Source organism: Pseudomonas sp. P39-UII1, assembly GCF_039672635.1.
In the GTDB taxonomy this organism is placed as follows: Bacteria; Pseudomonadota; Gammaproteobacteria; order Pseudomonadales; family Pseudomonadaceae; genus Aquipseudomonas.
The window spans coordinates 39,415-65,244 of record NZ_JBDFPP010000020.1; the positions used below are offsets into that span (position 1 = coordinate 39,415).

Below are 25,830 nucleotides of genomic sequence, written 5' to 3' on the forward strand. Positions count from 1 at the left end.
CTGCATTCGGCGTAACGAACGGCGATTCTAGCCAATCAACGCCGCGGCCAGGGAAAAATCGCCGGGAAGCCGCTGGCATCCGCAGCCGTCATCGGGTAGGCGACCAAAAAACCCTGCACGTAGGCGCAACCGTTTGCTTTCAGCCACGCAGCCTGGGACGCGGTTTCAACGCCCTCGGCGATGACCGTGACGTTGTAGTCGGCGCATAGGCCGATGACGGAGCGTACCAAGGCAGCGTCTGCCGCCGAATCGGGCAGGCGCGCTACCAGATGCCGGTCGATTTTCAAGGTATCGATTGGCAGGTCCCGCAGCATACGCAGCGAGCAGTCACCCGCACCAAAGTCGTCCAGCGCCACGCGCACGCCCAATTCGCGCAGGCGGTGGATCTGCTTGATCGCTGTGTCGATGTTGTACATCAACGACGTTTCGGCAACTTCGACTTCCAATTGCGCGGGGTTGAGCTGGTACTCCTGGATCACCCGCTGCAACTCATCGACCAGGCCGGGCATGGTGAACTGCGCGCGGCTCAGGCTGATCCCCAACACCAGGTCCGGGGCGAACCGCTCGCACCAGGCCTGGCGCTGCGCCGCGCCCTGACGGTAGATCCAGCCGGCCAGGCGGTTTATCAGCCGGGCCTCTTCCAGCAGCGGGATGAACAGCCCCGGCGGCACATCGCCGACGCTGGGGTGCTGCCAGCGCAGCAAGGCCTCGAAGCCACGCAGACGGCCGTCGGCAAAAGCGACCTGAGGTTGGTACACCATGCTGAAGTCACGGGCCTCGACGGCGTTGCGCACGCTGTCTTCAAGCATCAGCCGCGAGCGTGCCCGGCCATTGAGCTCCTGATCGTAAAAGCGGTACTGGTGGCGCCCGGCCTGTTTGGCCGCATACATTGCCGCATCGGCAGCACGCAGCAAGCCTTCGACATTGGCGCCGCAGTCCGGGTAGGTGGCAATGCCGATACTCACGCCCAGGCAGACGTCCATGCCATCTACCTGCTGCTGCACCGACACGCGCTCGAGCAACTGCTCGGCATGGCGCCCAGCTTGTTCCGGATACGGCAGGTTATCGAACAACGCCGTGAATTCATCGCCGCCCATGCGTGCCAGCAGAGCCTCACTGCCCAGGCAGTCCTTGAGCTGCTCGGCCACCCAGCGCAATACCCGGTCCCCCGCCTCGTGGCCGAGGGTGTCATTGATCCGCTTGAAACCATCAAGGTCCATGTACATCAGCGCCTGGGTCTTGTCCGAGCGCTCGTTGCGCAGCAGTACGCCTTCCGCGGCCTGATAGAAGCCTCGCCGATTGAACAGCCCAGTGAGCGGGTCGGTCACTGCCTGGTACTCGAGTTGCTGGTGCAGGTTGCGCTCCACCGACATGTCCAGCACCGTCACCACCATCGCCTGTTGATCGGCAGGCAGCGGGGCGCAGGAAAGCGCTACTGGCATCAGATGGCCGGCTACCGTGCGTAAATGGGCATCATGCACGCGGGATATTCGCCGTGCCTGGTAGGCCTGGTGAAAGTCGGATTCGCTCCACAGGGTGGCATTGGGCAACTGGACCAAGTCGAGCAGATGAGCACCCTGCAATTGCTCGACCGGTGCTTCGAGCAGCCGCGAAATAGCCGGGTTGGCGAAGCTGATGGTACCGAAGGCATCGACTACCAGAATGCCCTCAGCGGCGTTTTCCAGGATCGAAGCATTGAACGCCCTGGCAGCCTCCAGCTCGCGCGTCAGCTGCTGCAGCATGCGCCGGTTGCGCTGCTGGTCCAGTTGCGCCTGCACCTTGGGTTTGAGGATTTGCGGGTCGAACGGCTTGAACAGGTAATCCACCGCGCCGCTGGCGTAGCCCTTGAGCACGGCGGCATCGGACTGTTCGTTGGCGGTGAGGAAAATGATCGGGGTCAGCCGGGTACGCTGGCTGCCACGCATGAGCCGGGCGACCTCGAAGCCGTCCATTTCCGGCATCTGCACGTCAAGCAGCACCAGGTCGACATCGTGCTCCAGCAAGGCACTCAAGGCTTGCGTACCTGAGCTTGCGGTCAACACCTGCCAATCCGTGCGGGCCAACAGGGCTCGCATGCTTATGAGGTTCTCGGGGTAATCGTCTACCACCAGGAGAACTGACTTGCCGTCCAACGGTTCAGGGTAAGCGCCATCCATGCTGCTTTCTCTTGTATGACCGACTTCAACTTGCAATTGGATCCGACTACCACTCTAGCCATGAGGGGGTAACACGCAATGCAATCAGAACGCTATCAATGATTAAAATGAAGGGTAGCCGACTAATGGTCGTTTGCCGGAACGGCAGGCATAAAAAAACCCGCATTTCTGCGGGTTTTTTGTAGTGCCTGACGATCAGTTGACCTTGGCGGCCAACTCACCTTTCAGGTAACGCTGGAACATGCCTTCCAGGGAGATCGGTTTGATCTTGGAGGCATTGCCGGCGGTGCCGAAGGCTTCGTAACGGGCGATGCACACGTCACGCATGGCTTTGACGGTTTCACCGAAGAACTTGCGCGGGTCGAACTCGCTCGGGTTCTGCGCCATCAAGCGACGCATGGCACCGGTGGAGGCCAGGCGCAGGTCGGTGTCGATGTTGACCTTGCGCACGCCGTGCTTGATGCCTTCAACGATTTCTTCAACCGGTACGCCGTAGGTCTCTTTGATGTCGCCGCCGTATTGGTTGATGATCGCCAGCCATTCTTGCGGTACCGAGGACGAACCGTGCATCACCAGGTGAGTGTTGGGGATGCGCTTGTGGATTTCCTTGATGCGGTCGATCGCCAGCACGTCACCGGTAGGCGGCTTGGTGAACTTGTAGGCACCGTGGCTGGTACCGATGGCGATTGCCAGGGCATCGACCTGGGTCTTCTTGACGAAGTCGGCAGCTTCTTCAGGGTCGGTCAGCATCTGGCTGTGGTCCAGCACGCCTTCGGCGCCGATGCCGTCTTCTTCACCGGCCATGCCGGTTTCCAGGGAACCCAGGCAGCCCAGCTCGCCTTCCACCGAAACGCCGCAGGCGTGCGCCATGGCAACGGTCTGCTGGGTAACACGGACGTTGTAGTCGTAGTCGGTCGGGGTCTTGCCGTCTTCACCCAGCGAGCCGTCCATCATCACCGAGCTGAAGCCCAGCTGGATGGAGCGTTGGCAGACGTCTGGGCTGGTGCCGTGGTCCTGGTGCATGCACACCGGGATGTGCGGGAATTCTTCGATGGCGGCCAGGATCAGGTGGCGCAGGAACGGCGCGCCAGCGTACTTGCGGGCACCGGCCGAGGCCTGGACGATCACTGGGGAGTCGGTCTTGTCAGCCGCTTCCATGATGGCGCGCATCTGCTCGAGGTTGTTGACGTTGAAAGCCGGAACGCCGTAACCGAACTCGGCGGCGTGGTCCAGCATCTGGCGCATGCTAATGAGTGCCATTGTGTATCTCTCTCCCGACAAGCGTCGTTTTGTTTCGTGCAAGCCTGCCGCAGGGGCGGTTGCTGTTCAAGTAGTGTGGGCCACCAGCGCGGCCCGGCCAGTCACGGTGCCTTGCAGCCCCGCCCAATCAGGTCGTTGGTTGCCACCCAGTACACCAGGCCTTCATCGCCCTTGGTGTGGAAGGCCAGCACGCCATCGCTGTACATCGCGCCCGACGCGCTCGGCTCGGACTTGAGCCGGTACACCTGGTCGCCGCCGCCGAGGCGAACGTCGACCGAATCCTGCTGCGCGTCAGCGTAGCGCCACAGCACATCGGCCTGGCTGTCGCAGACCCAACGGGTCCAGTTGTCTGCCGGGGCGGGTTGCGCCGGCTGCAGCAGCGAGCATCCTGCCAGTGTCGCCAGGGCCATCAAGGCCATCAGCGCTTTCATTGCATATCCTCTAGATGACCACACAACGGTCGCTTGGTTGCCTGCTCCGACGAAGCGCATCGGTTCAAGGGCAGCCTGGCGCCTTGCGCTGGTGGTCTTCGTCATACTTTTCCAGGCCTTCCGGGCCCACGCGCTTGCTGATGACCGGCACGGTTTCGGCCTGCCACTCGGACTGGTAGCAACCGCCCTTGGGCGGCTGCGCCGGGTCATCGGCCGAGGATGGGCTGCCGGAGCAAGCGCTCAGCAGGCCGGCCAGGATCATCACAGGCAATTGCTTGACCATCAGGTCGCTCCCTTTGCCAGGCGCCGACATTGTCAGGCTTTGGCCCGCTCTTCCAGGATCGCCACCGCCGGCAGTACCTTGCCTTCGACGAACTCGAGGAACGCACCGCCACCGGTGGAAATGTAGGAGATATCCTTGCTGACGCCATACTTATCGATGGCAGCCAGGGTATCGCCACCACCGGCGATGGAGAAGGCGGCGCTGTCAGCAATGGCTTTGGCCAATACCTGGGTGCCGTTGCCGAACTGGTCGAACTCGAACACGCCGACCGGGCCGTTCCACAGGATGGTCTTCGACGACTTCAGCAGCTCGGCGAAGTTGGCTGCGGTTTGTGGGCCGATGTCCAGAATCATGTCGTCGGCAGCAACGTCGGCGATCGCCTTGACGGTGGCTACGGCGCTTTCGGCGAATTCCTTGGCGACCACCACGTCGACGGGCAGCGGCACGCTGACCTTGGCGGCGATGGCTTTGGCGGTCTCGACCAAGTCAGGCTCGTACAGCGACTTGCCAACCGGGTGGCCAGCGGCCGCCAGGAAGGTGTTGGCGATGCCGCCACCGACGATCAGTTGGTCGCACACCGCGCTCAGGCTGTTGAGCACGTCCAGCTTGGTGGAAACCTTGGAGCCGGCAACGATGGCAGCCATCGGCTTGGCCGGGGCCTTCAGGGCTTTGCCCAGGGCGTCCAGTTCGGCGGCCAGCAGCGGGCCGGCAGCAGCGATCTTGGCGAACTTGGCCACGCCATGGGTCGAACCCTCAGCACGGTGGGCAGTACCGAACGCGTCCATGACGAAGACGTCGCACAAGGCGGCGTACTGCTGCGCCAGTTCGTCGGCGTTCTTCTTTTCGCCCTTGTTGAAACGCACGTTCTCGAACAGCACCAGGTCACCGGCCTTGACCTCGACACCGTCGAGGTAATCGGCGACCAGCGGCACGTCGCGGCCCAGGGCCTTGCTCAGGTAGTCGGCAACCGGCTTGAGGCTGTTCTCGGCCGAGAACTCGCCTTCGGTCGGGCGGCCCAGGTGCGAGCAGACCATTACCGCCGCGCCCTTCTCCAGGGCCAGCTTGATGGTCGGCAGCGCAGCGAGGATACGCGCATCGCTGGTTACCACACCGTCCTTTACAGGCACGTTGAGGTCTTCGCGGATCAGTACGCGTTTACCTTGCAGGTCGAGGTCGGTCATCTTCAACACGGTCATGAATGCAGTCCTTCAGGGCTGTTTGCTGCGGGTTGGGTGAACGACGTGCAGATAATGTTCGGCAACGTCGAGCATACGGTTGGCAAAACCCCATTCGTTGTCGAACCAGGCCAGCAGGTTCACCAGGCGTGGGCCTGAGACGCGGGTCTGGCTGGCATCGACGATGGCCGAATGCGGGTCATGGTTGAAATCACAGCTGGCGTGGGGCAGCTCGGTATAGGCCAGCAAGCCTTTCAGCGGGCCGTCCAGCGCCGCCTCGCGCAATACCCGGTTGACCTCTGCCGCGCTGGTATCGCGGGCGGTCTGCAGGGTGATGTCCAGGCACGAGACGTTGACGGTGGGCACGCGTACCGCTTTGGCCTGGATTCGCCCGGCAAGTTCCGGCAGCAGGCGCTCGATGCCACGCGCCAGACCAGTGGACACCGGGATCACCGACTGGAAGGCCGAGCGGGTGCGGCGCAGGTCTTCGTGGTGATAGGCGTCGATCACCGGCTGGTCGTTCATCGCCGAGTGGATGGTGGTGATCTGCACGTACTCGATGCCGAACGCCTGGTCCAGCACCCGCAGTAGCGGCACGCCGCAATTGGTGGTGCAGGAGGCGTTGGAGACAAGACGCTCGTTGCCGGTCAGGCACGCCTGGTTGATGCCGTAGACAACCGTGGCATCTACATCGGCCTCGCTGGCCATGGGCTGCGAGAACAGCACGCGCGGTGCGCCGGCGTCGAGGAAGCGCTGGCCGTCGGCACGGGTGTTGTAGGCGCCGGAGCATTCCAGCACCAGGTCGATGTCCAGGGCCGCCCAGTCGACGCCCTCGGGCGTGGCGCTGCGCAAGACTTTCACGCAGTCACCGTTGATATGCAGACAATCGCCGTCGACCCTCACTTCGCCGGGAAAACGGCCGTGGGTAGAGTCGAAACGTGTCAGGTATTCCACGCTGGCCTGGTCGGCCAGGTCGTTCAGTGCAACGATCTCGAAGCCGGCTTTTGCCCCACGCTCGAACAGTGCGCGCAGGACACAGCGGCCGATGCGGCCGTAACCGTTGAGTGCAACTTTGTAGGGACGCGGGTGGGGCATAGGTGGCTCGTGAAATCCGTCGGTTGAAAGGGGCCGCCATGCGGCCCATTCGCGGCACAAGGCCGCTCCCACAGGGTACTGCGGCGTATGCAGATCCTGTGGGAGCGGCCTTGTGCCGCGAACGAGGGCCAGGGGCCCTCGCTTTGCCTCTATCAGTCTTCCAGCAGCTCTTCGGCGGTACCCAGGATGTTTTCCAGGGTGAAGCCGAACTCTTCGAACAGTGCGCTGGCCGGAGCCGATTCACCGTAGGTGGTCATGCCGATGATACGACCTTCCAGGCCGACGTACTTGTACCAGAAGTCAGCGTGGGCGGCTTCGATGGCGATGCGCGCACCGACTTCCAGCGGCAGTACGGACTGCTTGTAGGCGGCGTCCTGGGCGTCGAACACGCTGGTGCTCGGCATCGACACGACGCGAACCTTGCGGCCCTGCTCGGTCAGTTTGTCGAACGCCTGAACGGCAAGGCCCACTTCGGAGCCGGTGGCGATCAGGATCAGCTCAGGCTCGCCAGCGCAGTCTTTCAGCACGTAACCGCCACGGGCGATGTCGGCGATCTGCTGGGCGTCGCGGTCCTGGTGCTGCAGGTTCTGACGCGAGAAGATCAGCGCCGAAGGGCCGTCCTTGCGCTCCAGGGCGTGCTTCCAGGAAACCGCGGATTCAACGGCGTCAGCTGGGCGCCAGGTGTCCAGGTTCGGCGTGCTGCGCAGGCTGGTCAGCTGCTCGATCGGCTGGTGAGTCGGGCCGTCTTCGCCCAGGCCGATGGAGTCGTGGGTATAGACGTGGATCACGCGCTGCTTCATCAGGGCGGACATGCGCACAGCATTGCGGGCGTATTCCATGAACATCAGGAAGGTAGCGCCGTAAGGCACCAGGCCGCCGTGCAGGGCGACACCGTTCATGATGGCAGTCATGCCGAACTCGCGCACGCCGTAGTACATGTAGTTGCCGTTGGCATCTTCATGGCTGACGCCCTTGCAACCTTTCCACAGGGTCAGGTTGGAACCGGCCAGGTCGGCCGAACCGCCCAGCAACTCCGGCAGCAGCGGGCCGAAGGCGTTCAGGGTGTTCTGGCTGGCCTTGCGGCTGGCGATGGTTTCGCCTTTGGCAGCGACTTCAGCGATGTAGGCCGCGGCCTTTTCAGCGAAGTCGGCCGGCAGCTCGCCGCTCAGGCGGCGCTTGAGTTCGCCAGCCAGCTCAGGGAAGGCAGCGGCGTAGGCGTCGAAACGCTTGTTCCACTCGGCTTCGACCTTGGCGCCAGCGTCCTTGGCATCCCACTCGGCATAAATGTCGGCAGGCACTTCGAACGGCCCGTGGTTCCAGTTCAGCTCTTTGCGGGCCAGGGCGATTTCGTCGTTACCCAGCGGAGCACCGTGGCAGTCTTCCTTGCCCTGCTTGTTCGGCGAACCGAACCCGATGATGGTCTTGCAGCAGATCAGGGTCGGACGGTCGCTCTTGCGCGCGGTCTCGATGGCGGTGCGAATCTCGTCGGCGTCGTGACCGTTGACGTTACGGATCACCAGCCAGTTGTACGACTCGAAACGCTTCGGCGTGTCGTCGGTGAACCAGCCTTCCACTTCACCGTCGATGGAGATGCCGTTGTCGTCATAGAAGGCGACCAGCTTGTTCAGGCCCAGGGTACCGGCCAGCGAGGCGACTTCGTGGGAGATGCCTTCCATCATGCAGCCGTCGCCCAGGAACACATAGGTGTTGTGGTCGACGATGTTGTGGCCGTCACGGTTGAACTGGGCGCCCAGTACTTTTTCAGCCAGGGCAAAGCCCACGGCGTTGGCCAGGCCTTGGCCCAGTGGGCCGGTAGTGGTCTCGACACCCGGGGTGTAGCCGAATTCCGGGTGGCCCGGGGTGCGGCTGTGCAGCTGGCGGAACGACTTGAGGTCATCGATGGTGACGTCATAGCCGGTCAGGTGCAGCAGCGAGTAGATCAGCATCGAACCGTGGCCGTTGGACAGCACGAAGCGGTCGCGGTCGGCGAAGCTCGGGTTGCTCGGGTTGTGCTTCATGTAGTCGCGCCAAAGCACTTCAGCGATATCCGCCATGCCCATAGGGGCACCTGGGTGGCCGCTGTTAGCCTTTTGCACGGCATCCATGCTAAGGGCACGAATGGCGTTGGCACGTTCACGACGGCTGGGCATCGCTTATCTCCTGGGCTTGAATAGGTGGTGTTACGAAAAAGGCGGCTATTTTCGCCCACTGGGGGGCTGGGGGCAATGACGGATGGCCACACTTGGGCGTTTTTCCCGTCATTGGCTGTCAATGCGGCGGAAAACCCGGTGCACCCACCCGCCCATCAGCCAATATCAAAACTTTTTGATATTGGCCTTGCTAGGGCAGCGATGCCTGTCTAGACTGCCGCGTCATGAACCTGCGTGCGCAAACCATCCCTCAGCAAAGCGACACCCTGGCCGCCCTGTGCAAGGCCAGTGGCGACGAGTTGCGCCTGAATGTCTTGCGCGCCCTGGCCAGTGACTCTTTCGGCGTGCTGGAGCTGGCGCAGATCTTCGACATCGGCCAGTCGGGCATGAGCCACCACCTCAAAGTGCTGGCCCAGGCCGAGCTGGTGGCCACGCGCCGTGAAGGCAACGCGATTTTCTACCGTCGCGCCCTGCCCGACAGCCACCGCCTGGGCGGGCGACTGCACACGGCGTTGCTCGAAGAGGTCGATGACCTGAGCTTGCCGCAGGACGTCCAGGCACGCATCGCCCAGGTACAGCAACGCCGCGCCGCCACCAGCCAGGACTTCTTCCTGCGCGTGGAGGAGAAGTTCCGCGCCCAGCAGGACCTGATCGCAGGCCTGCCGCAATACCGCGAAAGCCTGCTGGCGTTGCTCGACACACTGAATTTCGAGCCGACCGCCAGCGCGCTGGAAGTCGGCCCCGGCGACGGCGGTTTCCTGCCTGACCTGGCCCGGCGCTTTGCCGCTGTCACAGCCATGGACAACAGCCCGACCATGCTCGAGCTGGCGCGCCAGGTGTGCGAGCGCGAACGCCTGGATAATGTAAACCTGCAGTTGGCCGATGCACTGGGTGCAACGGATGTGGAAGCCGACTGCGTAGTGCTGAACATGGTCCTGCACCATTTCAGCGACCCGGCCCAGGCCTTGCGCCTGCTGGCCAAACGGGTGAAAGCGGGCGGCAGCCTGCTGGTCACCGAACTGTGCAGCCATGACCAGGGTTGGGCGCGGGAAGCCTGCGGCGACCTCTGGCTTGGCTTTGAACAGGACGACCTGGCCCGTTGGGCCAATGCTGCCGGGCTGGCCCCGGGGGACAGCCTCTATGTGGGCTTGCGTAACGGTTTCCAGATCCAGGTCCGCCATTTTCAGCGGACGGCTGGCGACACACACCATCGGTAAATTTTAGGAACCCGTCGAGATGAGCGAATACTCCCTTTTCACCTCCGAGTCCGTGTCCGAAGGGCATCCGGACAAGATCGCCGACCAGATTTCGGACGCGGTCCTGGATGCCATCATCACCCAGGACAAATACGCCCGCGTGGCGTGTGAAACCCTGGTCAAGACCGGTGTCGCCATCATCGCCGGCGAAGTCACCACGTCGGCCTGGGTCGACCTGGAAGAACTGGTGCGTAAAGTCATCATCGACATCGGCTACAACAGCTCGGACGTCGGCTTCGACGGCGCCACCTGCGCCGTGATGAACATCATCGGCAAGCAGTCGGTGGACATCGCCCAGGGCGTCGATCGCTCCAAGCCGGAAGACCAGGGTGCTGGCGACCAGGGCCTGATGTTCGGCTATGCCAGCAACGAAACCGACGTGCTGATGCCGGCGCCGATCTGCTTCTCGCACCGCCTGGTCGAGCGCCAGGCCGAAGCGCGCAAATCCGGCCTGCTGCCGTGGCTGCGCCCGGACGCCAAGTCGCAGGTCACCTGCCGCTACGAGAACGGCAAGGTCGTCGGTATCGACGCCATCGTCCTGTCCACCCAGCACAACCCTGAGGTCTCGCAGAAAGACCTGCAGGAAGCGGTGATGGAGCTGATCGTCAAGCACACCCTGCCGGCTGAACTGCTGCACAAAGGCACCCAGTACCACATCAACCCGACCGGCAACTTTATCATCGGTGGCCCGGTGGGTGACTGTGGCCTGACCGGCCGCAAGATCATCGTCGACTCCTACGGCGGCATGGCCCGTCACGGTGGTGGCGCGTTCTCCGGCAAGGACCCATCGAAAGTCGACCGTTCCGCTGCCTACGCCGGCCGCTACGTGGCGAAGAACATTGTCGCTGCAGGCCTGGCCGAGCGTTGCGAGATTCAGGTGTCCTACGCCATTGGCGTCGCCCAGCCGACCTCCATCTCGATCAACACCTTCGGCACCGGCAAGGTTTCCGACGACAAGATCATCCAGTTGGTGCGCGAGTGCTTCGACCTGCGTCCGTACGCCATTACCAAGATGCTCGACCTGCTCCACCCGATGTATCAGGAAACCGCTGCCTATGGTCACTTCGGCCGTACCCCGCAGCAGAAGACTGTCGGCGACGACACCTTCACCACCTTCACCTGGGAGCGTACCGACCGCGCCCAGTCGCTGCGTGACGCTGCCGGCCTGTAAGTTTCCTACAGCGGTAAATGAAAGCCCTTGCCGAGTGATCGGCAGGGGCTTTTTCATGACATATCGGCTGACAACTGCGCGGCGCATCGACAGGTTTACCGGCCTAGGCTGATGCTTCCACCCCGCCACGCAAGGATGCTGGCCATGCCCTCTATGCTGCTCATGCTGGTGCTGTTGCTTGCACCCGCAAGCCACGCATCCGACTGCCCGGAATGGTCAGCGGACCGCGCCGACGTGGAACTCGCCAACCTGCGTGAAACCCTTGCCCAATGGGACGACCATTACCATCGCCTGGGCGAAGCCCTGGTGCCGGACACGCTCTACGACCAGAGCCGCCAGCGCCTCCTGCACCTTCAGCGGTGCTTCGCACACCAAGGCGGGCTGGACTCCCTGGCCACTTCACGCGGCCCCCTTGCCCATCCCATTCCCCACACCGGTGTCGAAAAACTGCCGGACGCCCAGGCAGTCGCCCGCTGGATGGCCGGCAAGACTGGCGTATGGGTGCAACCAAAAGTCGATGGGGTAGCTGTCTCGCTGATTTACCGCCAAGGCCGGCTGGTACGGCTGCTCAGCCGCGGCGATGGGGTACGGGGGCATGACTGGAGCCGGCACATCCAGGACCTTGAAGGCATCACCCGGCAACTCCCGCAAGCGCTCGACCTGGTGCTGCAAGGCGAGCTGTACCTGCGCCTGGATGGGCATGTACAAGTGCAGGCGGGTAGCGCCAATGCCCGTGGCAACGTCGCCGGCCTGCTGGCGCGCAAGCGCCTGGGTCGCGAACAGGGCGAACGCATCGGGCTGTTCGTCTGGGACTGGCCGCAAGGGCCGACCACTCAGGCCGAGCGCCTGACACAGCTCACGGCCCTGGGGTTTGCCGACAGCGAGCGTTACAGCACACCCATCGCTACCCCGCAAGAGGCCGCGCAGTGGCGCTTGCACTGGTACCGCACGCCACTGCCCTTCGCCACGGACGGCCTGATCCTGCGCCAGAACAGCCGGCCCCCTGCCGATCGCTGGCAGGCCAACGCGCCCTACTGGATCGCCGCGTGGAAATACCCCTTCGCCCAGGCGTTGGCGCAAGTGCGCGAGGTGCGCTTTGTCATCGGCCGCACCGGCAGGGTGACGCCACTGCTCAAGCTGCAGCCGGTCACACTGGACGACCGCCGTATCAGCCAGGTCAGCCTGGGCTCCCTGGCCCGCTGGCAAACGCTGGACATTCGCCCGGGCGATCAGGTGGTCATCAGCCTGGCCGGGCTGACCATTCCTCGGTTCGAACAGGTGCTGCACCGCGCAGTCGAGCGCCAACCCGTGTTGGCACCCGAGGCCGGGCGCTTCGGCCCTCACAGTTGCTGGCGAGCCAGCGAAGGTTGCGAAGAGCAGTTCATCGCCCGCCTGGTATGGCTGGGCGGCAAGCAAGGGCTGGCGATGCCGGGCATCGGCCCGGGCACCTGGCGGCGGCTGGTGCAGGCGGGCCTGGTGACGTCGCTTACGGATTGGTTGGCACTCGATGCCGAGCAGCTGACCACAGTGCCGGGCATCAGCGAGATCACCGCCCTGCAACTGCAACGCAGTTTCGCCATGGCCCGCAGCCGGCCTTTCGCCCAATGGCTGAAGGGGCTTGGCGTGCCTGCGCCCGGTCATGTGCCGCGGGGTGAGCCTTGGCCCGCCCTGGCCGCCCGGTCTGCCAGCGATTGGCAAACCTTGCCTGGTATCGGCGCAACACGCGCCAGACAACTTGCGGCGTTCTTCGCCAATGCCGATGTACAGGGCATCGCCACACGATTGGGGCACAGTGGGCTCGACGGCTTTCAGGCGACACAAGATGCCCGTTCGCAATAGCCCACGGGCAGGGCATGCCCGTGGGAATGCCTGAATCTCAGCCTGAAAAAAACGACAAGGGTTTATAAATCGGCAAAACCAAGGCAGGATTTCCCCACTTTTTGCTGCCCCGCCCCGTTTAGGAGGCTATTCATGAAACGTATTTCAACTGTTTTCCTGCTGGCAACACTTGCTTTTGGGGTTCAAACCGCCCAGGCCGCAGAAGAACAACCGGGCCTTACCGGCTGCGCCGCCAAGCGCCAGGCGATCAGCGAGCAGATCGAGCAAGCCAAGGCTCACAACAACAGCGAGCAGCAAGCTGGCCTGGAAACAGCGTTGGGCGAAGTTGATGCGAACTGTACCGACGCCGGCCTGCGCAAAGAACGCGAGCAGAAAGTGCTCGAAGCGCGCCACGAGGTCAACCAGCGCACCAAGGACCTGGACAAGGCCATGAAAAAAGGCGACCCGGAGCGCATCAACAAGCGCAAGGACAAACTGGCCGAGGCAAAAAAGGAACTGCAGGAAGCGGTCGACGATCTGGAACGTTGACAGCGAGCAGCCACTCAAATTGGCTTGTAGGACTTTTCTGAACTTACCCGTCTAAGGGTTCACTCAGTTGTAGGAAAGGGGCAGGATCGCAGCGCTTACTGCCATTGCCCCTACAAGGAGGCTCCTGTGAAATTAATTTCTTCCGCAGTCATGCTCGCAGTTCTGGGCCTGAGCACCTTCGCTGTGCAGGCTGCTCAGCCCACCCCGGGTTTGACCGGTTGCGCCGCCAAGCGCAGCGCCATCGAAAACCAGCTTCAATACGCCAAGGCACACAATAATGCAGGCCAAATCCGCGGCCTGGAAAAAGCCCTGCAGGAAAACACCGAGCACTGCACCGATGAAGGCTTGAAGGAAGAGCGCGAACAGAAAGTGCGCAGGGCCGAATCGGAAGTCAAAGAGCGTGAAGCCGACCTCAAGCAGGCCCAGGCGAAAGGCGATAGCAGCAAGATCACCAAGCGTGAAAATAAACTGGCCGAGGCCAAGGCAGAACTTGAAGCCGCCAAGGCCGAACTGAACAAGTGACCTGATCCTTCAGGCACGTGCGCCCGCCAGCGGCCCACAAACCGCTGGCGGGCAGCATCAGTGGTTACGAAACTCTGTATGGCAGGCCTTGCAGGCTGCCTCGACCTTGTCCATCGGTGCCTTGAGCATTGCCGCATCCAATGGCTGCTTGCGCGTCACTGCCAGCAATTCGCCCGTTACACCTTCCAGCGCCTGCGCCAGGTCGTGGAAACGCGCCTGACGCTCCCAGACTTCGGGCCGCGCACTGCTCTCGCCATCGTCTTTTACCTGCGGGAAATGCTGCCAAGGCGCATGGGCCAGGCCATCGAGCTTCACAGCGCCGTCCGCGAACCTGGCGCCATCGAACGGCAACCGCCCACGCAGCATGCCGCCCATGTCCTCGCTGGTCTTGAGCATCTGCTTGAAGATCGCCTTGCGCTGCCCCAAGGGTGAGTTAGGATCGACACGGTCGCAGGCCGCAAGGGACAGGCTGATCAACAGCACGGCGGTGAAACATTTGAACATCACGGTCACATTGGCAGCTCGAAGGGCCAACAGTATCCTCGCCTGGCCGACAAAGACCAATACCCATACGAACACTACGGGCAAGTTTCATCTGCTGCCCGCCAAGGATTCAACCATGAAATCTGCTCTGCGCCATCTCGCCTGGGCGCTGCCAGCCCTGGCCTTGCTGGCCGGCTGCAATGGCGGCGAAAGCGCCAAGCCCGAACCCCACGCCATCGCCACCTACGCCCCGGCCACCTGGAAAGACCTGCCCGCAGTCAGCGACGAAGACCTGCTGGCCGGTTTCTACGCCTGGCGCAGCGGCTGTGAGAAGCTCAAGCGCGACCCAGTGTGGGCCGCTACCTGCAATGCCGCCGGCAGCGATACGGCGAGCGCTGCCCAGGTGCGTACCTTCCTTGAGCAGAATCTGCAGGTTTATGGTCTGCGCTCCGCCGAGAACAATGCCAACGGCCTGATTACCGGTTACTACGAGCCGGTCTACCCCGGCAGCCTGAGCCAATCGGCGACCAACCCTGTGGCGGTTTACGGCCCCCCGGAAGACATGATCGTGGTCGACCTGGCCAGCGTGTACCCCGAGCTGAAGGGCAAGCGCCTGCGTGGTCGCCTCGATGGCCGGGTACTCAAACCATACGACACTGCCGAAGTGATCAACCGTAACGGCGTCAAGGCACCGGTGCTGGCCTGGCTGACCGACCCGATGGACCTGCAATTCCTGCAGATCCAGGGTTCGGGCCGGGTACAACTGGAAGACGGCCGTCAGCTGCGCCTGGGCTACGCCGATCAGAACGGCCACCCCTACCGGCCGATTGGCCGCTGGCTGGTGGAGCAGGGCCAGCTGAAAAAAGAAGAAGTGAGCATGGGTGCCATTCATGCCTGGGCCCAGGCCAACCCACAGCGCGTACCGGAACTGCTGGCCAGCAACCCCAGCTACGTGTTTTTCAGCACCCGCCCGGACAGCAACGAAGGCCCGCGCGGTTCGTTGAACGTACCGCTCACCGCCGGTTACAGCGTGGCGATCGACCGCAAGGTGATTCCGCTGGGCAGCCTGTTGTGGCTTTCCACCACTCGCCCGGACGGCTCGCCAGTGGTGCGCCCGGTGGGTGCGCAGGACACTGGTGGGGCGATTGCGGGTGAAGTGCGTGCCGACCTGTTCTGGGGCACCGGGCCGGAAGCCGGCGAGCTGGCGGGGAACATGAAGCAGCAGGGGCAGATCTGGATGCTCTGGCCTAAAGGCCAGCCACTACCTGAGGTCCCTAAGGTACCTTGATCAGCGGGGGATTGTTCGCGGGCTTGCCCGTACCCACAGGTACACCACAGTACTGAAGGGCTGTGTTGTCCCTGTGGGAGCCCGCGAAGCGGGCAGCGCGGTTTCAGATGGAAACCACGAAGAACGACACGATAATTGCCAACCCGGCAAACCACACCAGCGAGCGCAAGGCCGCCCAATCGGCCAGGTAGCAGATGATGTAAAGCAAGCGGCTGGTGATGTACATCACCCCCAGCACGTCCTGCGTCACCTGCTCGGCATTGCCGACGATATCCGCCACCAGCACCGCCGCCGCGAACGCTGGGAACGCCTCGTAGCTGTTCTGCTGCGCGGCATGCGCGCGGCGTGGCAAGCCCGACAGCGTGTCGAGGAAGGCACGCGGATCGTGATTGTCCTTCATGCCGAAACGGCCACTGCTCACCTTGGCGATCAATGCACAAAGCGGCGGCAGGAGCAGGGCAAACAGGATGCACCACAGGGCAACGGTCATTGGACAGGACTCCTATCAATCGTCAGGTTAGAGCTTCATCACCAGCATGCCTGCCAGCACCAGCCCGCAAGCTAGGAGTCTTGGCCCGCCAAAAGGTTCTTTGAGGTAGCGCATACCCAGCAGCACCACCAGGATCACGCTCAACTCACGCAAGGCCGCCGCCTCGGCCACCGAGCCCAGGTGCATGGCCCACAGCACCAGCGCATAGCTGAACAGCACGCAAAACCCTACCGCCAGCCCCAGACGCCACTGCGTTCGCCAAAACAGCACGAACGGTGCCCGCCGCGCCACGCTGGCCAGCAGCGGGAATTGCCAGGCACTGAGCAGGGTCAGCCATACCAGGTAGTCCCACGGCTTACCCCACAAGCGCACGGCCTGGCCGTCGAACCAGGTGTAGCAGCCGATGCACAGGCCGATCAGCGCCACCACCGGCAGCATCGACCAGGGCAGCCGGTCACCGCCGCCGCCCTGCCACAATAGGCAAGCCATGCCACACGGGATCAGCAGGATGCCGATGATCTGCTGCTGGCTGAGCGACTCACCGGCAAACGCCAGCGTCAGCCCCAGCACCACCAGCGGCGACAGCCCGCGCATCAGAGGATAGACCAGCCCCAGGTCGCCCACTCGGTAGGCCTTGATCAGCAGGTAGCGGTACAGCTGCTCGGCCAGCGCCGAGGCTATCAGCCAAGGCCATATCTCAGCCGGCGGCACATCGACGAAGGCCACAGCCAGCAATGCGAACACCAGCGCCACCGTGTCCATACTGGCGATCACCAGCAAGCGCTCGCCGCTGAATTTGATCAGGGTATTCCAGGTCGCATGCAGCAGGGCGGCGACCAGCACCAGGGATGTTGCCAACACGCCTTCTTGTCCTTATGGCTTTTCATGGCTGTGAATATATAGCGTTCGGGGGCCGCTGTGCGGCCCAATCGCCGGCAAGCCAGCTCCCACATTGACCGCGCCGCTTTCAAGGCTGATGCCGTACATGTGGGAGCTGGCTTGCCGGCGATTGGGCTGCGCAGCAGCCCCCTTACATGGGAACGATTGGAACGAATCCGGTCAAAGCTTGTGTCCCGAACCCCGCGCCAGGTCATCAAAGAACTGCCCGAGCCATTCGGGTTACGACTTGGAAGCCATTTTTACAGGACCTGGGATGCTTGAATTAGTTGCCGCGTTTATCTGCCTGACCACCCTCCTCACTTACGTCAATTACCGCTTTATCGGCCTGCCCCCCGCCATCGGCGTGATGGTCACGGCGTTGCTGTTCTCGCTGATGCTGCAGGGTTTGAGCCTGATCGGCTTCCCTGGCCTGGAAGAACGCGTTGAAGGGCTGATGAATCAGATCGACTTCAATGACCTGCTGATGCACTGGATGCTGGCGTTCCTGCTGTTCGCCGGCGCGCTGCACGTCAACCTCAGCGATCTGCGCAGTTACCGCTGGCCGATCGGTTTGCTGGCAACGATCGGGGTGCTGATCGCCACCGTGGTGATCGGCTACCTGTCGCACTGGGTGTTCGCAATGTTCGGCTGGCAGGTGCCACTGATCTACTGCCTGCTGTTCGGCGCACTGATTTCGCCCACCGACCCGATCGCCGTGCTGGGCGCACTGCGTACCGCCAACGCGTCCAAACCACTGAAAACCACTATCGTTGGTGAGTCGCTGTTCAACGACGGCACGGCGGTTGTGGTGTTCACCGTGTTGCTCGGCATCATCCAGCTGGGCGAAACCCCGAGCATTACCGACACGGCGATTCTGTTCGCCCGGGAGGCCATAGGCGGGGTGGTGTTCGGTGGCCTGATCGGCTACGCCACCTACCGCATGATCAAAAGCGTCGAGCAGTACCAGGTCGAGGTCATGTTGACCCTGGCGCTGGTCATCGGCGGTTCGGCGATGTGCTATGAGCTGCATGTTTCGGCGCCGATCGCGATGGTCGTGGCCGGCCTGATCATCGGCAACCTGGGGCGCAACCTGGCGATGAACGACATGACCCGTCGCTACATGGACGGTTTCTGGGAGCTGATCGACGACATGCTCAATGCCCTGCTGTTCGCCCTGATTGGCCTGGAACTGTTGCTGCTGCCATTCAACTGGCTGCACCTTGCCGCAGGCGGTGTGCTGGCGCTGGCGGTGCTGCTGTCGCGGCTGCTGACCGTGGCCCCGGCGATTCTGCTGCTGCGCCGCTGGCGCAGCGTGCCCAAGGGCACCATCCGGGTATTGACCTGGGGTGGGTTGCGCGGCGGCGTGTCGGTAGCACTGGCGCTGTCGCTGCCGCTGGGCGAGGAGCGTGACCTGCTGCTGTCGATCACCTACATCGTGGTGCTGTCGTCAATCCTGGTGCAGGGCCTGAGTGTCGGCCGGGTGGTGCGCAAGGTCAGTGCACAACCCTGATGAAAACCCGGGGCCGCCTGGCGGCCCCGGTATTTCCTACTCCACCGCGCTGTCCGGGAACTGATCCTGGACGTACTTGATCTCGGTCCGCCCGTGGGCCGCCGGCAGGCCATCCTCGCCCAGATTGACGAAGACCATCTTGTCGACCGTCAGGATGCTCTTGCGGGTGATCTTGTTACGCACTTCGCACTTGAGGGTGATCGAGGTGCGGCCGAATTCGGTAGCGGTGATGCCCAGCTCGATGATGTCGCCCTGGCGCGAAGCACTGACGAAATTGATCTCCGACATGTACTTGGTGACCACGCGCTGGTTGCCGAGCTGGACGATGGCGTAGATTGCCGCCTCTTCGTCGATCCAGCGCAACAGGCTGCCACCGAACAGGGTGCCGTTGGGGTTGAGGTCTTCGGGTTTTACCCATTTGCGGGTGTGAAAGTTCATCTGTACTCCTGACCTGCTTGGCTAACGTGGAGTAATGATGGCAGAGCGGCCGCCGGCGCTCCATTGAACATCGACTATCGTCGCGATTAATCGACAGAAAGCCTTGGGTGTGTCACACGGCCAAGGCTATAATCGCTGCCGTTTCACATGGCTGCCCACAGCGGCGCCATGCCCGCCACCCACCCGAGGGGCGCTGCAGCAGGGTCACCCTGTCAGGCTCGGATGGGGCGTTGTCCGCTCCCGCGGACGCTCAAACGCACAACGGCGCCCATTCGCACACTACGAATGGAGGCTCTCATGAGCGCTGTAAACACGCCTGCAGGTTTTACCGATTTCAAAGTCGCCGACATCTCCCTGGCCGCCTGGGGCCGTCGCGAAACCATCATCGCCGAATCGGAAATGCCTGCCCTGATGGGCCTGCGTCGCAAGTACCTCGCTGAGCAGCCGCTCAAGGGTGCGAAGATCCTGGGCTGCATCCACATGACCATTCAGACTGCCGTGCTGATCGAAACCCTGGTTGCCCTGGGTGCCGAAGTGCGCTGGTCGTCCTGCAACATCTTCTCCACCCAGGATCAGGCTGCTGCCTCCATCGCTGCCGCCGGCATTCCTGTTTTCGCCTGGAAAGGTGAAACCGAGGAAGAGTACGAGTGGTGCCTGGAGCAGACCATCCTCAAGGATGGCCAGCCTTGGGACGCCAACATGATCCTCGACGACGGCGGCGACCTGACCGAGCTGCTGCACAAGAAATACCCGGCCGTGCTGGACCGCGTCCACGGTGTCACCGAAGAAACCACCACTGGCGTGCACCGCCTGCTGGACATGCTGGCCAAAGGCGAGCTGAAAGTCCCGGCGATCAACGTCAACGACTCGGTCACCAAGAGCAAGAACGACAACAAGTACGGCTGCCGTCACAGCCTGAACGACGCCATCAAGCGCGGCACCGACCACCTGCTGTCGGGCAAGCAAGCCCTGGTGATCGGCTACGGTGACGTGGGCAAGGGTTCGGCCCAGTCCCTGCGCCAGGAAGGCATGATCGTCAAGGTCACCGAAGTTGACCCGATCTGCGCCATGCAGGCCTGCATGGACGGCTTCGAGCTGGTCTCGCCGTTCATCGACGGTATCAACGACGGCACCGAAGCCAGCATCGACAAGGCCCTGCTGGGCAAGATCGACCTGATCGTCACCACCACCGGTAACGTCAACGTCTGCGACGCCAACATGCTCAAGGCCCTGAAGAAGCGCGCCGTGGTCTGCAACATCGGCCACTTCGACAACGAGATCGACACCGCCTTCATGCGCAAGAACTGGGCGTGGGAAGAGGTCAAGCCGCAGGTGCACAAGATCCACCGCACCGGCGCTGGCGACTTCGACCCGCAGAACGACGACTACCTGATCCTGCTGGCCGAAGGCCGCCTGGTGAACCTGGGTAACGCCACTGGCCACCCAAGCCGCATCATGGACGGTTCGTTCGCCAACCAAGTACTGGCGCAGATCTTCCTGTTCGAGCAGAAGTTCGCTGACCTGTCGGCCGAGAAGAAAGCCGAACGCCTGACCGTTGAAGTGCTGCCGAAGAAGCTCGACGAAGAAGTGGCCCTGGAAATGGTCCGCGGCTTCGGCGGCGTGGTCACTCAACTGACCAAGCAGCAGGCCGACTACATCGGCGTGACTGTCGAAGGCCCGTTCAAGCCGCACGCTTACCGCTACTAAGCTAAGCGGCAAGCGCCAGGGGGATGCCGCCTGGCGCTTGTAGTCGTTGAATCTTGATCGATGCCCAAGCCAGGCCGGCCCACACCGCCCTGGCTTTTACTTGCAGCTTGCGGCCCTGGCTTGCAGCTGAGGAAACAGAGATGTCACAAGAACGCCGCTACAGTTTCGAATTCTTCCCAACCAAGACCGATGCCGGTCACGAAAAGCTGATGGGCGTTGCCCGCCAGTTGGCTGCCTGCAACCCGGACTTCTTCTCCTGCACCTACGGTGCCGGTGGCTCGACCCGCGACCGCACGCTGAACACCGTGCTGCAGCTGGAAAGCGAAGTGAAGGTGCCGGCCGCCCCGCACCTGTCGTGTGTCGGCGACACCAAGGATGAGTTGCGCGCCCTGCTGGCCCAGTACAAAGCGGCCGGCATCAAGCGCATCGTCGCCCTGCGTGGCGACCTGCCGTCGGGCATGGGCATGGCCAGTGGCGAACTGCGCTATGCCAGCGACCTGGTCGAGTTCATCCGCCAGGACAGCGGTGACCACTTCCACCTGGAGGTTGCCGCTTACCCGGAAATGCACCCGCAGGCGCGCAACTTCGAAGCCGACCTGAGCAATTTCGTGCACAAGGTCAAGGCCGGTGCCGACAGCGCCATCACCCAGTACTTCTTCAACGCCGAGAGCTACTTCTACTTCGTCGAGCGTGCGCAGAAGCTGGGCGTGGACATTCCTGTAGTGCCCGGCATCATGCCGATCACCAACTACAGCAAGCTGGCGCGTTTCTCCGACGCCTGCGGCGCCGAGATCCCACGCTGGATCCGCAAGCAGCTGGAAGCCTATGGCGACGACACCGCCAGCATCCAGGCCTTCGGTGAAGAAGTGATCACCCGCATGTGCGAACAACTGCTGCAAGGTGGCGCGCCAGGCCTGCACTTCTACACCTTGAACCAGGCCGAGGCGAGCCTGGCGATCTGGAACAACCTGAAGCTGCCTCGCTGAAACTTTTTGGCAAAGTCCCATTCAGAAATGCTTAAGGCTTTAGTCATAGACTAAGGCCTTATTTTTTTCTGGTTCAAATGGGTTTAGCCAGCCATGCAGCCTCTCACGCTCTCGCGCCCCCAGCTGGTCTACCTGGCCTTCGGCCCGGCCACCTACCATCAGGAAGCCTGCTTCAGTATCGTCAGCGCCCTGGCCCACCTGGGCACCTCAGCTGGCGAGGCCCTGGATATCCAGGTCTATACCGACAACCCGCAACCCTACAGCCAGCTGCCAGTTACCGTTCATCATCTCGATGAGGCAACGCGCACAGCCTGGAACCAGCCCCACGGGTACCATTTCCGCAGCAAGCATGTGCTGTTGCGCCAAGTACTGCAGCAACACCCGCTGGCCGTGCTGATCGACACCGACACCTTCTTTCGCAAGTCGCCGCTGCAGCTGTTCCAGCGCGTCAAGCCTGGCAACCTGCTGTGCAATGCGATCGGCGGGCGCTACGGCGAAAATCAGAAGTGCCTGCTTTACAAGAACCTGCTGAATATCCTGCAGGCTCGGGGCCTGGCTGACTGCCAGATGCCGCTGGTCAACTCCGGCGTGATTGGCCTCACCCGCGAAGATGCAGGCGTACTGGACCACTCCGTCGCCCTGATGGACGAATTTCATCCGCTGGCCCGCTCGGCCTACACACTGGAAGAGTTCTGCCTGGCCGTGGCGGCGTATCGCAAGCTGGCATTGGCCGAATGCACCGACGTGATCCACCACTACTGGAGCCGCAAAGCTCAATTCCGCGCCAAGATCCAGGCCTGGCTGCGCAAACACGGTGAACAACCGCTAAGCGCCGCTGCCCTGGCCGATGTGCTGCTGGTGAACGATCAACTGCCCCGCCCCCCTACCCTGCAACGCTTGGGTTACAAAGCCTTGAGCTTGACCATGCCTAGCCGCGAGCGGCAATTCGCCCGTGAATTGCTGTATGGCAGCTACCCCTACCCCAACGAGTTCGACCGCGCCTGCGCGTCGGCCTGGTGGGACAAGGCGCTGGAGAACCTCAATGCGCGATATGGCCGCATGGAGCCGGAGCAATTGCGCCAATGCCTGCGCCACCCGGGCCTGCGTCTTTCGCTGGGTGCCCGGCGCAAGGATATCGAAGCGCATCTGCTTGAAGCATCTCAACGCTGATTCGGCTCTGCACAGCCCTGCGGCTTCACTGGCCTTGCCCTGGCCGAGCGCGTAATCTCGCGCCATGCCACACATCGCCTACCTGTTCTGCATCCTGCTGCTCGCCTGCCTGAGCCCGTTGGCGCAGGGCGAACGGCTGCGCCTGGTCAGCGACGACTGGGCGCCTTATGTGTATCAGGATGCGGGGCAGGCAAAAGGCATCGACTACGAAGTCACCACCGAAGTGTTCAAACGCCTGGGTGTCGAGGTGGAATGGCTGTTCATGCCCTGGAAGCGATGCCTGGCCATGGTCGAGCAGGGCCAGGCCGACGGCGTGATGGACATCTTCATGGTCGACTCGCGCAAGGCCTACCTGATCTACCCGCTGGAACCCATGTCGGACGTCGAGTTCGTGCTGTACCAATCCAGCCGCCGCCGCCACGTCATCAGCCAGCTCAGCGACCTCAGCAACCTGACCGTGGGCACCTCGCCAGGCTATGCCTACGGCGCCGAATTCAACGAAGCCTCCGGTTTTCGTAGAGAGTCAGCACCCAGCCACGAAGCCAATTTCGGCAAACTGGCGCTCGGGCGCATTGATTTGCTTGTCACTGATCGCCTGGTCGGGCGCTATTTGCGCCGACAGCTCGGCCTCGAGCAGCAGGTCGAGGAACTCCCTTTGCTGATCAGCCAGCAGGCGCAATACCTGGGCCTGGCGCGCAAACCTGGCCGCGAGGCGTTGGCCCAGGCCTTTACCGAAGAGCTGCGGCGCTTCAAGCAGGAGCCCGCATTCCTGGCGATAATCGAACGCTACATCGGCGACCCCGGCCATCTTCCTGACGCCGTTGAGCAGCAGGAAAGCAGCACGCCGCGATAGCTCTGTTATACTCGGGCCTTCCCGCCCGGCTCACGCCCGGACGCTCGGCCTCGCAACAGGCATCCCGATCGGCACCGACGCCCCCTTGGCGTCCACCCTCCGTTTTCCGGATGTGCAGTGAAAGCCCAGCTGGACCGGACGCGATCGCATCCCTCCGATGCCCGTCGCGCCAGGCAGAACATCCCTACGGGCCCAGCCCACACGAGAACAGGATTGCCCATGTCCTTTGCTTCCCTCGGTCTCTCCGAGGCTCTTGTCCGCGCTATCGAGGCTGCGGGCTACACCCAGCCGACTCCGGTGCAACAGCGGGCGATTCCCGCCGTGTTGCAAGGCCGCGACCTGATGGTTGCCGCACAGACAGGTACTGGTAAAACCGGCGGCTTCGCCTTGCCGATCCTTGAGCGTCTGTTCCCGGCAGGCCACCCCGACAAATCCCAGCGCCATGGCCCACGCCAACCGCGCGTGCTGGTGCTGACCCCGACCCGCGAACTGGCGGCTCAGGTGCATGACAGCTTCAAGGTGTATGCCCGCGACCTGCCGCTGGTCAGCGCCTGCATCTTCGGCGGGGTTGGCATGAACCCGCAGATCCAGGCCATTGCCAAGGGCGTCGACGTCCTGGTGGCCTGCCCGGGGCGCCTGCTCGACTTGGCCGGACAAGGCAAGGTCGACCTGGCCCACGTTGAAATCCTGGTCCTGGACGAAGCCGACCGCATGCTCGACATGGGCTTCATCCATGACGTCAAGAAGGTCCTTTCGCGCCTGCCGGCCAAGCGCCAGAACCTGCTGTTCTCCGCGACCTTCTCCAAAGACATCACCGACCTGGCCGACAAGCTCCTGCACAACCCGGAGCGCATCGAGGTCACCCCCCCCAACACCACGGTCGAACGGATCGAGCAGCGCGTCTACCGCCTGCCAGCCAGCCACAAGCGCGCGCTGCTGGCGCACCTGATCACGCTGGGTGCGTGGGAACAGGTGCTGGTATTCACCCGTACCAAGCACGGCGCCAACCGCCTGGCCGAGTATCTGGAAAAACACGGCCTGAGCGCCGCTGCGATCCACGGCAACAAGAGCCAGAACGCCCGCACCAAGGCCCTGGCCGATTTCAAGGCCAACAGCGTGCGCGTGCTGGTCGCCACCGACATTGCCGCCCGTGGCCTGGACATCGACCAGCTGCCGCATGTGGTCAATTTCGAGCTGCCGAATGTCGAGGAAGATTACGTTCACCGTATCGGCCGTACCGGCCGTGCCGGGCGCTCGGGCGAGGCTATTTCGCTGGTTGCGCCGGACGAAGAAAAACTGCTCAAGAGCATCGAGCGGGTTACTCGCCAGAAGATCGCTGATGGCGACCTGATGGGCTTCGACGCAAGCCAGGTGGAAGCCGAAAAACCAGAAGTGCGCGAACGCCCGCAGGGCAACGGCCGCGGTGGTCGCAACCAGCAGGCGCGTGGCGACGGCAGCAAAGACGCCAACGGTGGCCGCAAGGACAAAGGCAAGGATAAAGGCAAGGCCAAGCAGCAAGCTGCTGACAAGCCTGCCGACAAGGAAAAGTCCGCCGACAGGCAGCAACAGCCGCGCAAGCCACGTGACAAGAAACCGCGTCAGCAGCAAGCCGGTCAGAACAGCGCGCCGAAAGCTCCAGCCGACCGTGCCCCGGATGAGTTTCTGGACGACGAAGTGGATAACTTCGGTAACCGTGCCGACTACGTCAGCCCGTACCAGAACGCCAAGAACCAGGGCCGCAACCGTCGTCCGGGTGCTACTGCCGGTGCCGGCGGCCAGGCCAACGCGCCACGCAGCAACAGCGGTGGTGGCCAAGGCCGTAATGGCAGCCAGCCGCGCAGCGCCTCTGGTGAAAAACGCCCACCCCGCAACAACAATGGTGGTGGTGCACGCCGCGACAACAACGGTGGCGGCCGCAACCGCTCGGCCGGTCGCGATGATGCATCGCGCCAGGAACCGGCAGTGCGCAGCTCGCGCGAGCCGCAAAACCAGCCGGTGATCATCCGCAAGGAGTCCAAGCTCGATCGTTACCCGACGCCTGAGCAGCTGGATGACCTGCCAAGCCGCCCACGCGGTGAGCGCCCAGCGCTGCTGACCCGCAAAGGCTCATAACCGAGCTGCACAAAAAAACGCCGCCCAATGGGCGGCGTTTTTTATTGC

At 62.9% G+C, this 25,830-nt stretch carries 23 protein-coding genes and 1 riboswitch; of the genes, 12 read left to right on the forward strand and 11 right to left on the reverse strand.

The features are described from left to right. Positions 1 to 35 precede the first annotated feature (35 nt). From ABEH27_RS20930 to tkt, 7 genes are all read right to left on the reverse strand, one after another. Positions 36 to 2,156, reverse strand: coding sequence for an EAL domain-containing protein (locus tag ABEH27_RS20930; protein ID WP_346615385.1), 2,121 nt, complete (start codon positions 2,154 to 2,156; stop codon positions 36 to 38). Between the two features lie 195 nt (positions 2,157 to 2,351). Next, positions 2,352 to 3,416: a class II fructose-bisphosphate aldolase gene (fba, locus tag ABEH27_RS20935; protein WP_346615386.1), complete on the reverse strand. Its 1,065-nt coding sequence runs from the start codon at positions 3,414 to 3,416 to the stop codon at positions 2,352 to 2,354. 101 nt (positions 3,417 to 3,517) lie between these two features. Further along, on the reverse strand, positions 3,518 to 3,847 hold the full coding sequence (locus ABEH27_RS20940; protein ID WP_346615387.1) for an MliC family protein: 330 nt from the start codon (positions 3,845 to 3,847) through the stop codon (positions 3,518 to 3,520). Between the two features lie 64 nt (positions 3,848 to 3,911). Further along, positions 3,912 to 4,130, reverse strand: coding sequence for a hypothetical protein (locus ABEH27_RS20945; protein WP_346615388.1), 219 nt, complete (start codon positions 4,128 to 4,130; stop codon positions 3,912 to 3,914). 32 nt (positions 4,131 to 4,162) lie between these two features. After that, complete coding sequence (locus ABEH27_RS20950) at positions 4,163 to 5,326, reverse strand: phosphoglycerate kinase (protein WP_346615389.1); 1,164 nt, start codon at positions 5,324 to 5,326, stop codon at positions 4,163 to 4,165. A 12-nt stretch (positions 5,327 to 5,338) separates the two neighbouring features. After that, positions 5,339 to 6,400 (reverse strand): erythrose-4-phosphate dehydrogenase, encoded by a 1,062-nt coding sequence (epd, locus tag ABEH27_RS20955; RefSeq protein WP_346615390.1) that lies wholly within the window; start codon positions 6,398 to 6,400, stop codon positions 5,339 to 5,341. Positions 6,401 to 6,552: 152 nt separating this feature from the next. After that, complete coding sequence (gene tkt, locus ABEH27_RS20960; RefSeq protein WP_346615391.1) at positions 6,553 to 8,550, reverse strand: transketolase; 1,998 nt, start codon at positions 8,548 to 8,550, stop codon at positions 6,553 to 6,555. 224 nt (positions 8,551 to 8,774) lie between these two features. Here tkt and ABEH27_RS20965 point away from each other — a divergent pair, with 224 nt between their 5' ends. The 5 genes from ABEH27_RS20965 to ABEH27_RS20985 all read left to right on the forward strand — a co-directional run bounded on the left by ABEH27_RS20965 (position 8,775) and on the right by ABEH27_RS20985 (position 13,866). Further along, positions 8,775 to 9,767 (forward strand): metalloregulator ArsR/SmtB family transcription factor, encoded by a 993-nt coding sequence (locus tag ABEH27_RS20965; RefSeq protein ID WP_346615392.1) that lies wholly within the window; start codon positions 8,775 to 8,777, stop codon positions 9,765 to 9,767. Between the two features lie 19 nt (positions 9,768 to 9,786). Next, positions 9,787 to 10,977, forward strand: coding sequence for a methionine adenosyltransferase (gene metK / locus ABEH27_RS20970; protein WP_346615393.1), 1,191 nt, complete (start codon positions 9,787 to 9,789; stop codon positions 10,975 to 10,977). 144 nt (positions 10,978 to 11,121) lie between these two features. Then, on the forward strand, positions 11,122 to 12,816 hold the full coding sequence (gene ligB / locus ABEH27_RS20975; protein WP_346615394.1) for an NAD-dependent DNA ligase LigB: 1,695 nt from the start codon (positions 11,122 to 11,124) through the stop codon (positions 12,814 to 12,816). Positions 12,817 to 12,948: 132 nt separating this feature from the next. Beyond that, entirely contained in the window at positions 12,949 to 13,344 is a 396-nt protein-coding gene (locus ABEH27_RS20980; protein WP_346615395.1) for a DUF1090 domain-containing protein, read from the forward strand. Between the two features lie 126 nt (positions 13,345 to 13,470). Beyond that, positions 13,471 to 13,866, forward strand: coding sequence for a DUF1090 domain-containing protein (locus ABEH27_RS20985; RefSeq protein WP_346615396.1), 396 nt, complete (start codon positions 13,471 to 13,473; stop codon positions 13,864 to 13,866). A 57-nt stretch (positions 13,867 to 13,923) separates the two neighbouring features. Here ABEH27_RS20985 and ABEH27_RS20990 read toward each other — a convergent pair whose 3' ends face one another. Further along, entirely contained in the window at positions 13,924 to 14,370 is a 447-nt protein-coding gene (locus ABEH27_RS20990) for a cytochrome c (protein ID WP_346615397.1), read from the reverse strand. A 115-nt stretch (positions 14,371 to 14,485) separates the two neighbouring features. Between ABEH27_RS20990 and ABEH27_RS20995 the strand changes: the two genes are divergently transcribed. Next, positions 14,486 to 15,637, forward strand: a complete 1,152-nt coding sequence (locus ABEH27_RS20995) for an MltA domain-containing protein (RefSeq protein WP_346615398.1) — start codon at positions 14,486 to 14,488, stop codon at positions 15,635 to 15,637. A gap of 103 nt (positions 15,638 to 15,740) precedes the next feature. Here ABEH27_RS20995 and ABEH27_RS21000 read toward each other — a convergent pair whose 3' ends face one another. Then, the gene (locus tag ABEH27_RS21000; protein ID WP_346615399.1) at positions 15,741 to 16,127 is read right to left on the reverse strand and encodes an MAPEG family protein; all 387 of its coding nucleotides are present in this window, start codon (positions 16,125 to 16,127) and stop codon (positions 15,741 to 15,743) included. 27 nt (positions 16,128 to 16,154) lie between these two features. Continuing rightward, the gene (locus ABEH27_RS21005; protein WP_346615400.1) at positions 16,155 to 16,988 is read right to left on the reverse strand and encodes a DMT family transporter; all 834 of its coding nucleotides are present in this window, start codon (positions 16,986 to 16,988) and stop codon (positions 16,155 to 16,157) included. 292 nt (positions 16,989 to 17,280) lie between these two features. Here ABEH27_RS21005 and ABEH27_RS21010 point away from each other — a divergent pair, with 292 nt between their 5' ends. Further along, positions 17,281 to 18,516, forward strand: coding sequence for a sodium:proton antiporter (locus ABEH27_RS21010; RefSeq protein ID WP_346615401.1), 1,236 nt, complete (start codon positions 17,281 to 17,283; stop codon positions 18,514 to 18,516). A 36-nt stretch (positions 18,517 to 18,552) separates the two neighbouring features. Here the strand turns inward: ABEH27_RS21010 and ABEH27_RS21015 are convergent, their stop codons facing one another. Then, the gene (locus ABEH27_RS21015) at positions 18,553 to 18,954 is read right to left on the reverse strand and encodes a hotdog domain-containing protein (RefSeq protein ID WP_012274534.1); all 402 of its coding nucleotides are present in this window, start codon (positions 18,952 to 18,954) and stop codon (positions 18,553 to 18,555) included. Positions 18,955 to 19,133: 179 nt separating this feature from the next. Beyond that, positions 19,134 to 19,231, forward strand: a riboswitch (S-adenosyl-L-homocysteine riboswitch). 20 nt (positions 19,232 to 19,251) lie between these two features. On the opposite strand from ABEH27_RS21015, the gene ahcY reads away from it, so the two are divergent. From ahcY to ABEH27_RS21040, 5 genes are all read left to right on the forward strand, one after another. Next, on the forward strand, positions 19,252 to 20,661 hold the full coding sequence (gene ahcY / locus ABEH27_RS21020) for an adenosylhomocysteinase (RefSeq protein ID WP_346615402.1): 1,410 nt from the start codon (positions 19,252 to 19,254) through the stop codon (positions 20,659 to 20,661). A gap of 140 nt (positions 20,662 to 20,801) precedes the next feature. Beyond that, positions 20,802 to 21,647: a methylenetetrahydrofolate reductase [NAD(P)H] gene (metF, locus tag ABEH27_RS21025; RefSeq protein ID WP_346615403.1), complete on the forward strand. Its 846-nt coding sequence runs from the start codon at positions 20,802 to 20,804 to the stop codon at positions 21,645 to 21,647. A gap of 93 nt (positions 21,648 to 21,740) precedes the next feature. After that, a complete protein-coding gene (locus tag ABEH27_RS21030) occupies positions 21,741 to 22,817 on the forward strand; it encodes a hypothetical protein (protein WP_346615404.1) in 1,077 nt (358 codons plus the stop codon). A gap of 64 nt (positions 22,818 to 22,881) precedes the next feature. After that, on the forward strand, positions 22,882 to 23,670 hold the full coding sequence (locus tag ABEH27_RS21035) for a transporter substrate-binding domain-containing protein (RefSeq protein ID WP_346615405.1): 789 nt from the start codon (positions 22,882 to 22,884) through the stop codon (positions 23,668 to 23,670). Positions 23,671 to 23,889: 219 nt separating this feature from the next. After that, a complete protein-coding gene (locus ABEH27_RS21040; RefSeq protein ID WP_346615406.1) occupies positions 23,890 to 25,782 on the forward strand; it encodes a DEAD/DEAH box helicase in 1,893 nt (630 codons plus the stop codon). The last annotated feature ends 48 nt before the right edge of the window (positions 25,783 to 25,830 follow it).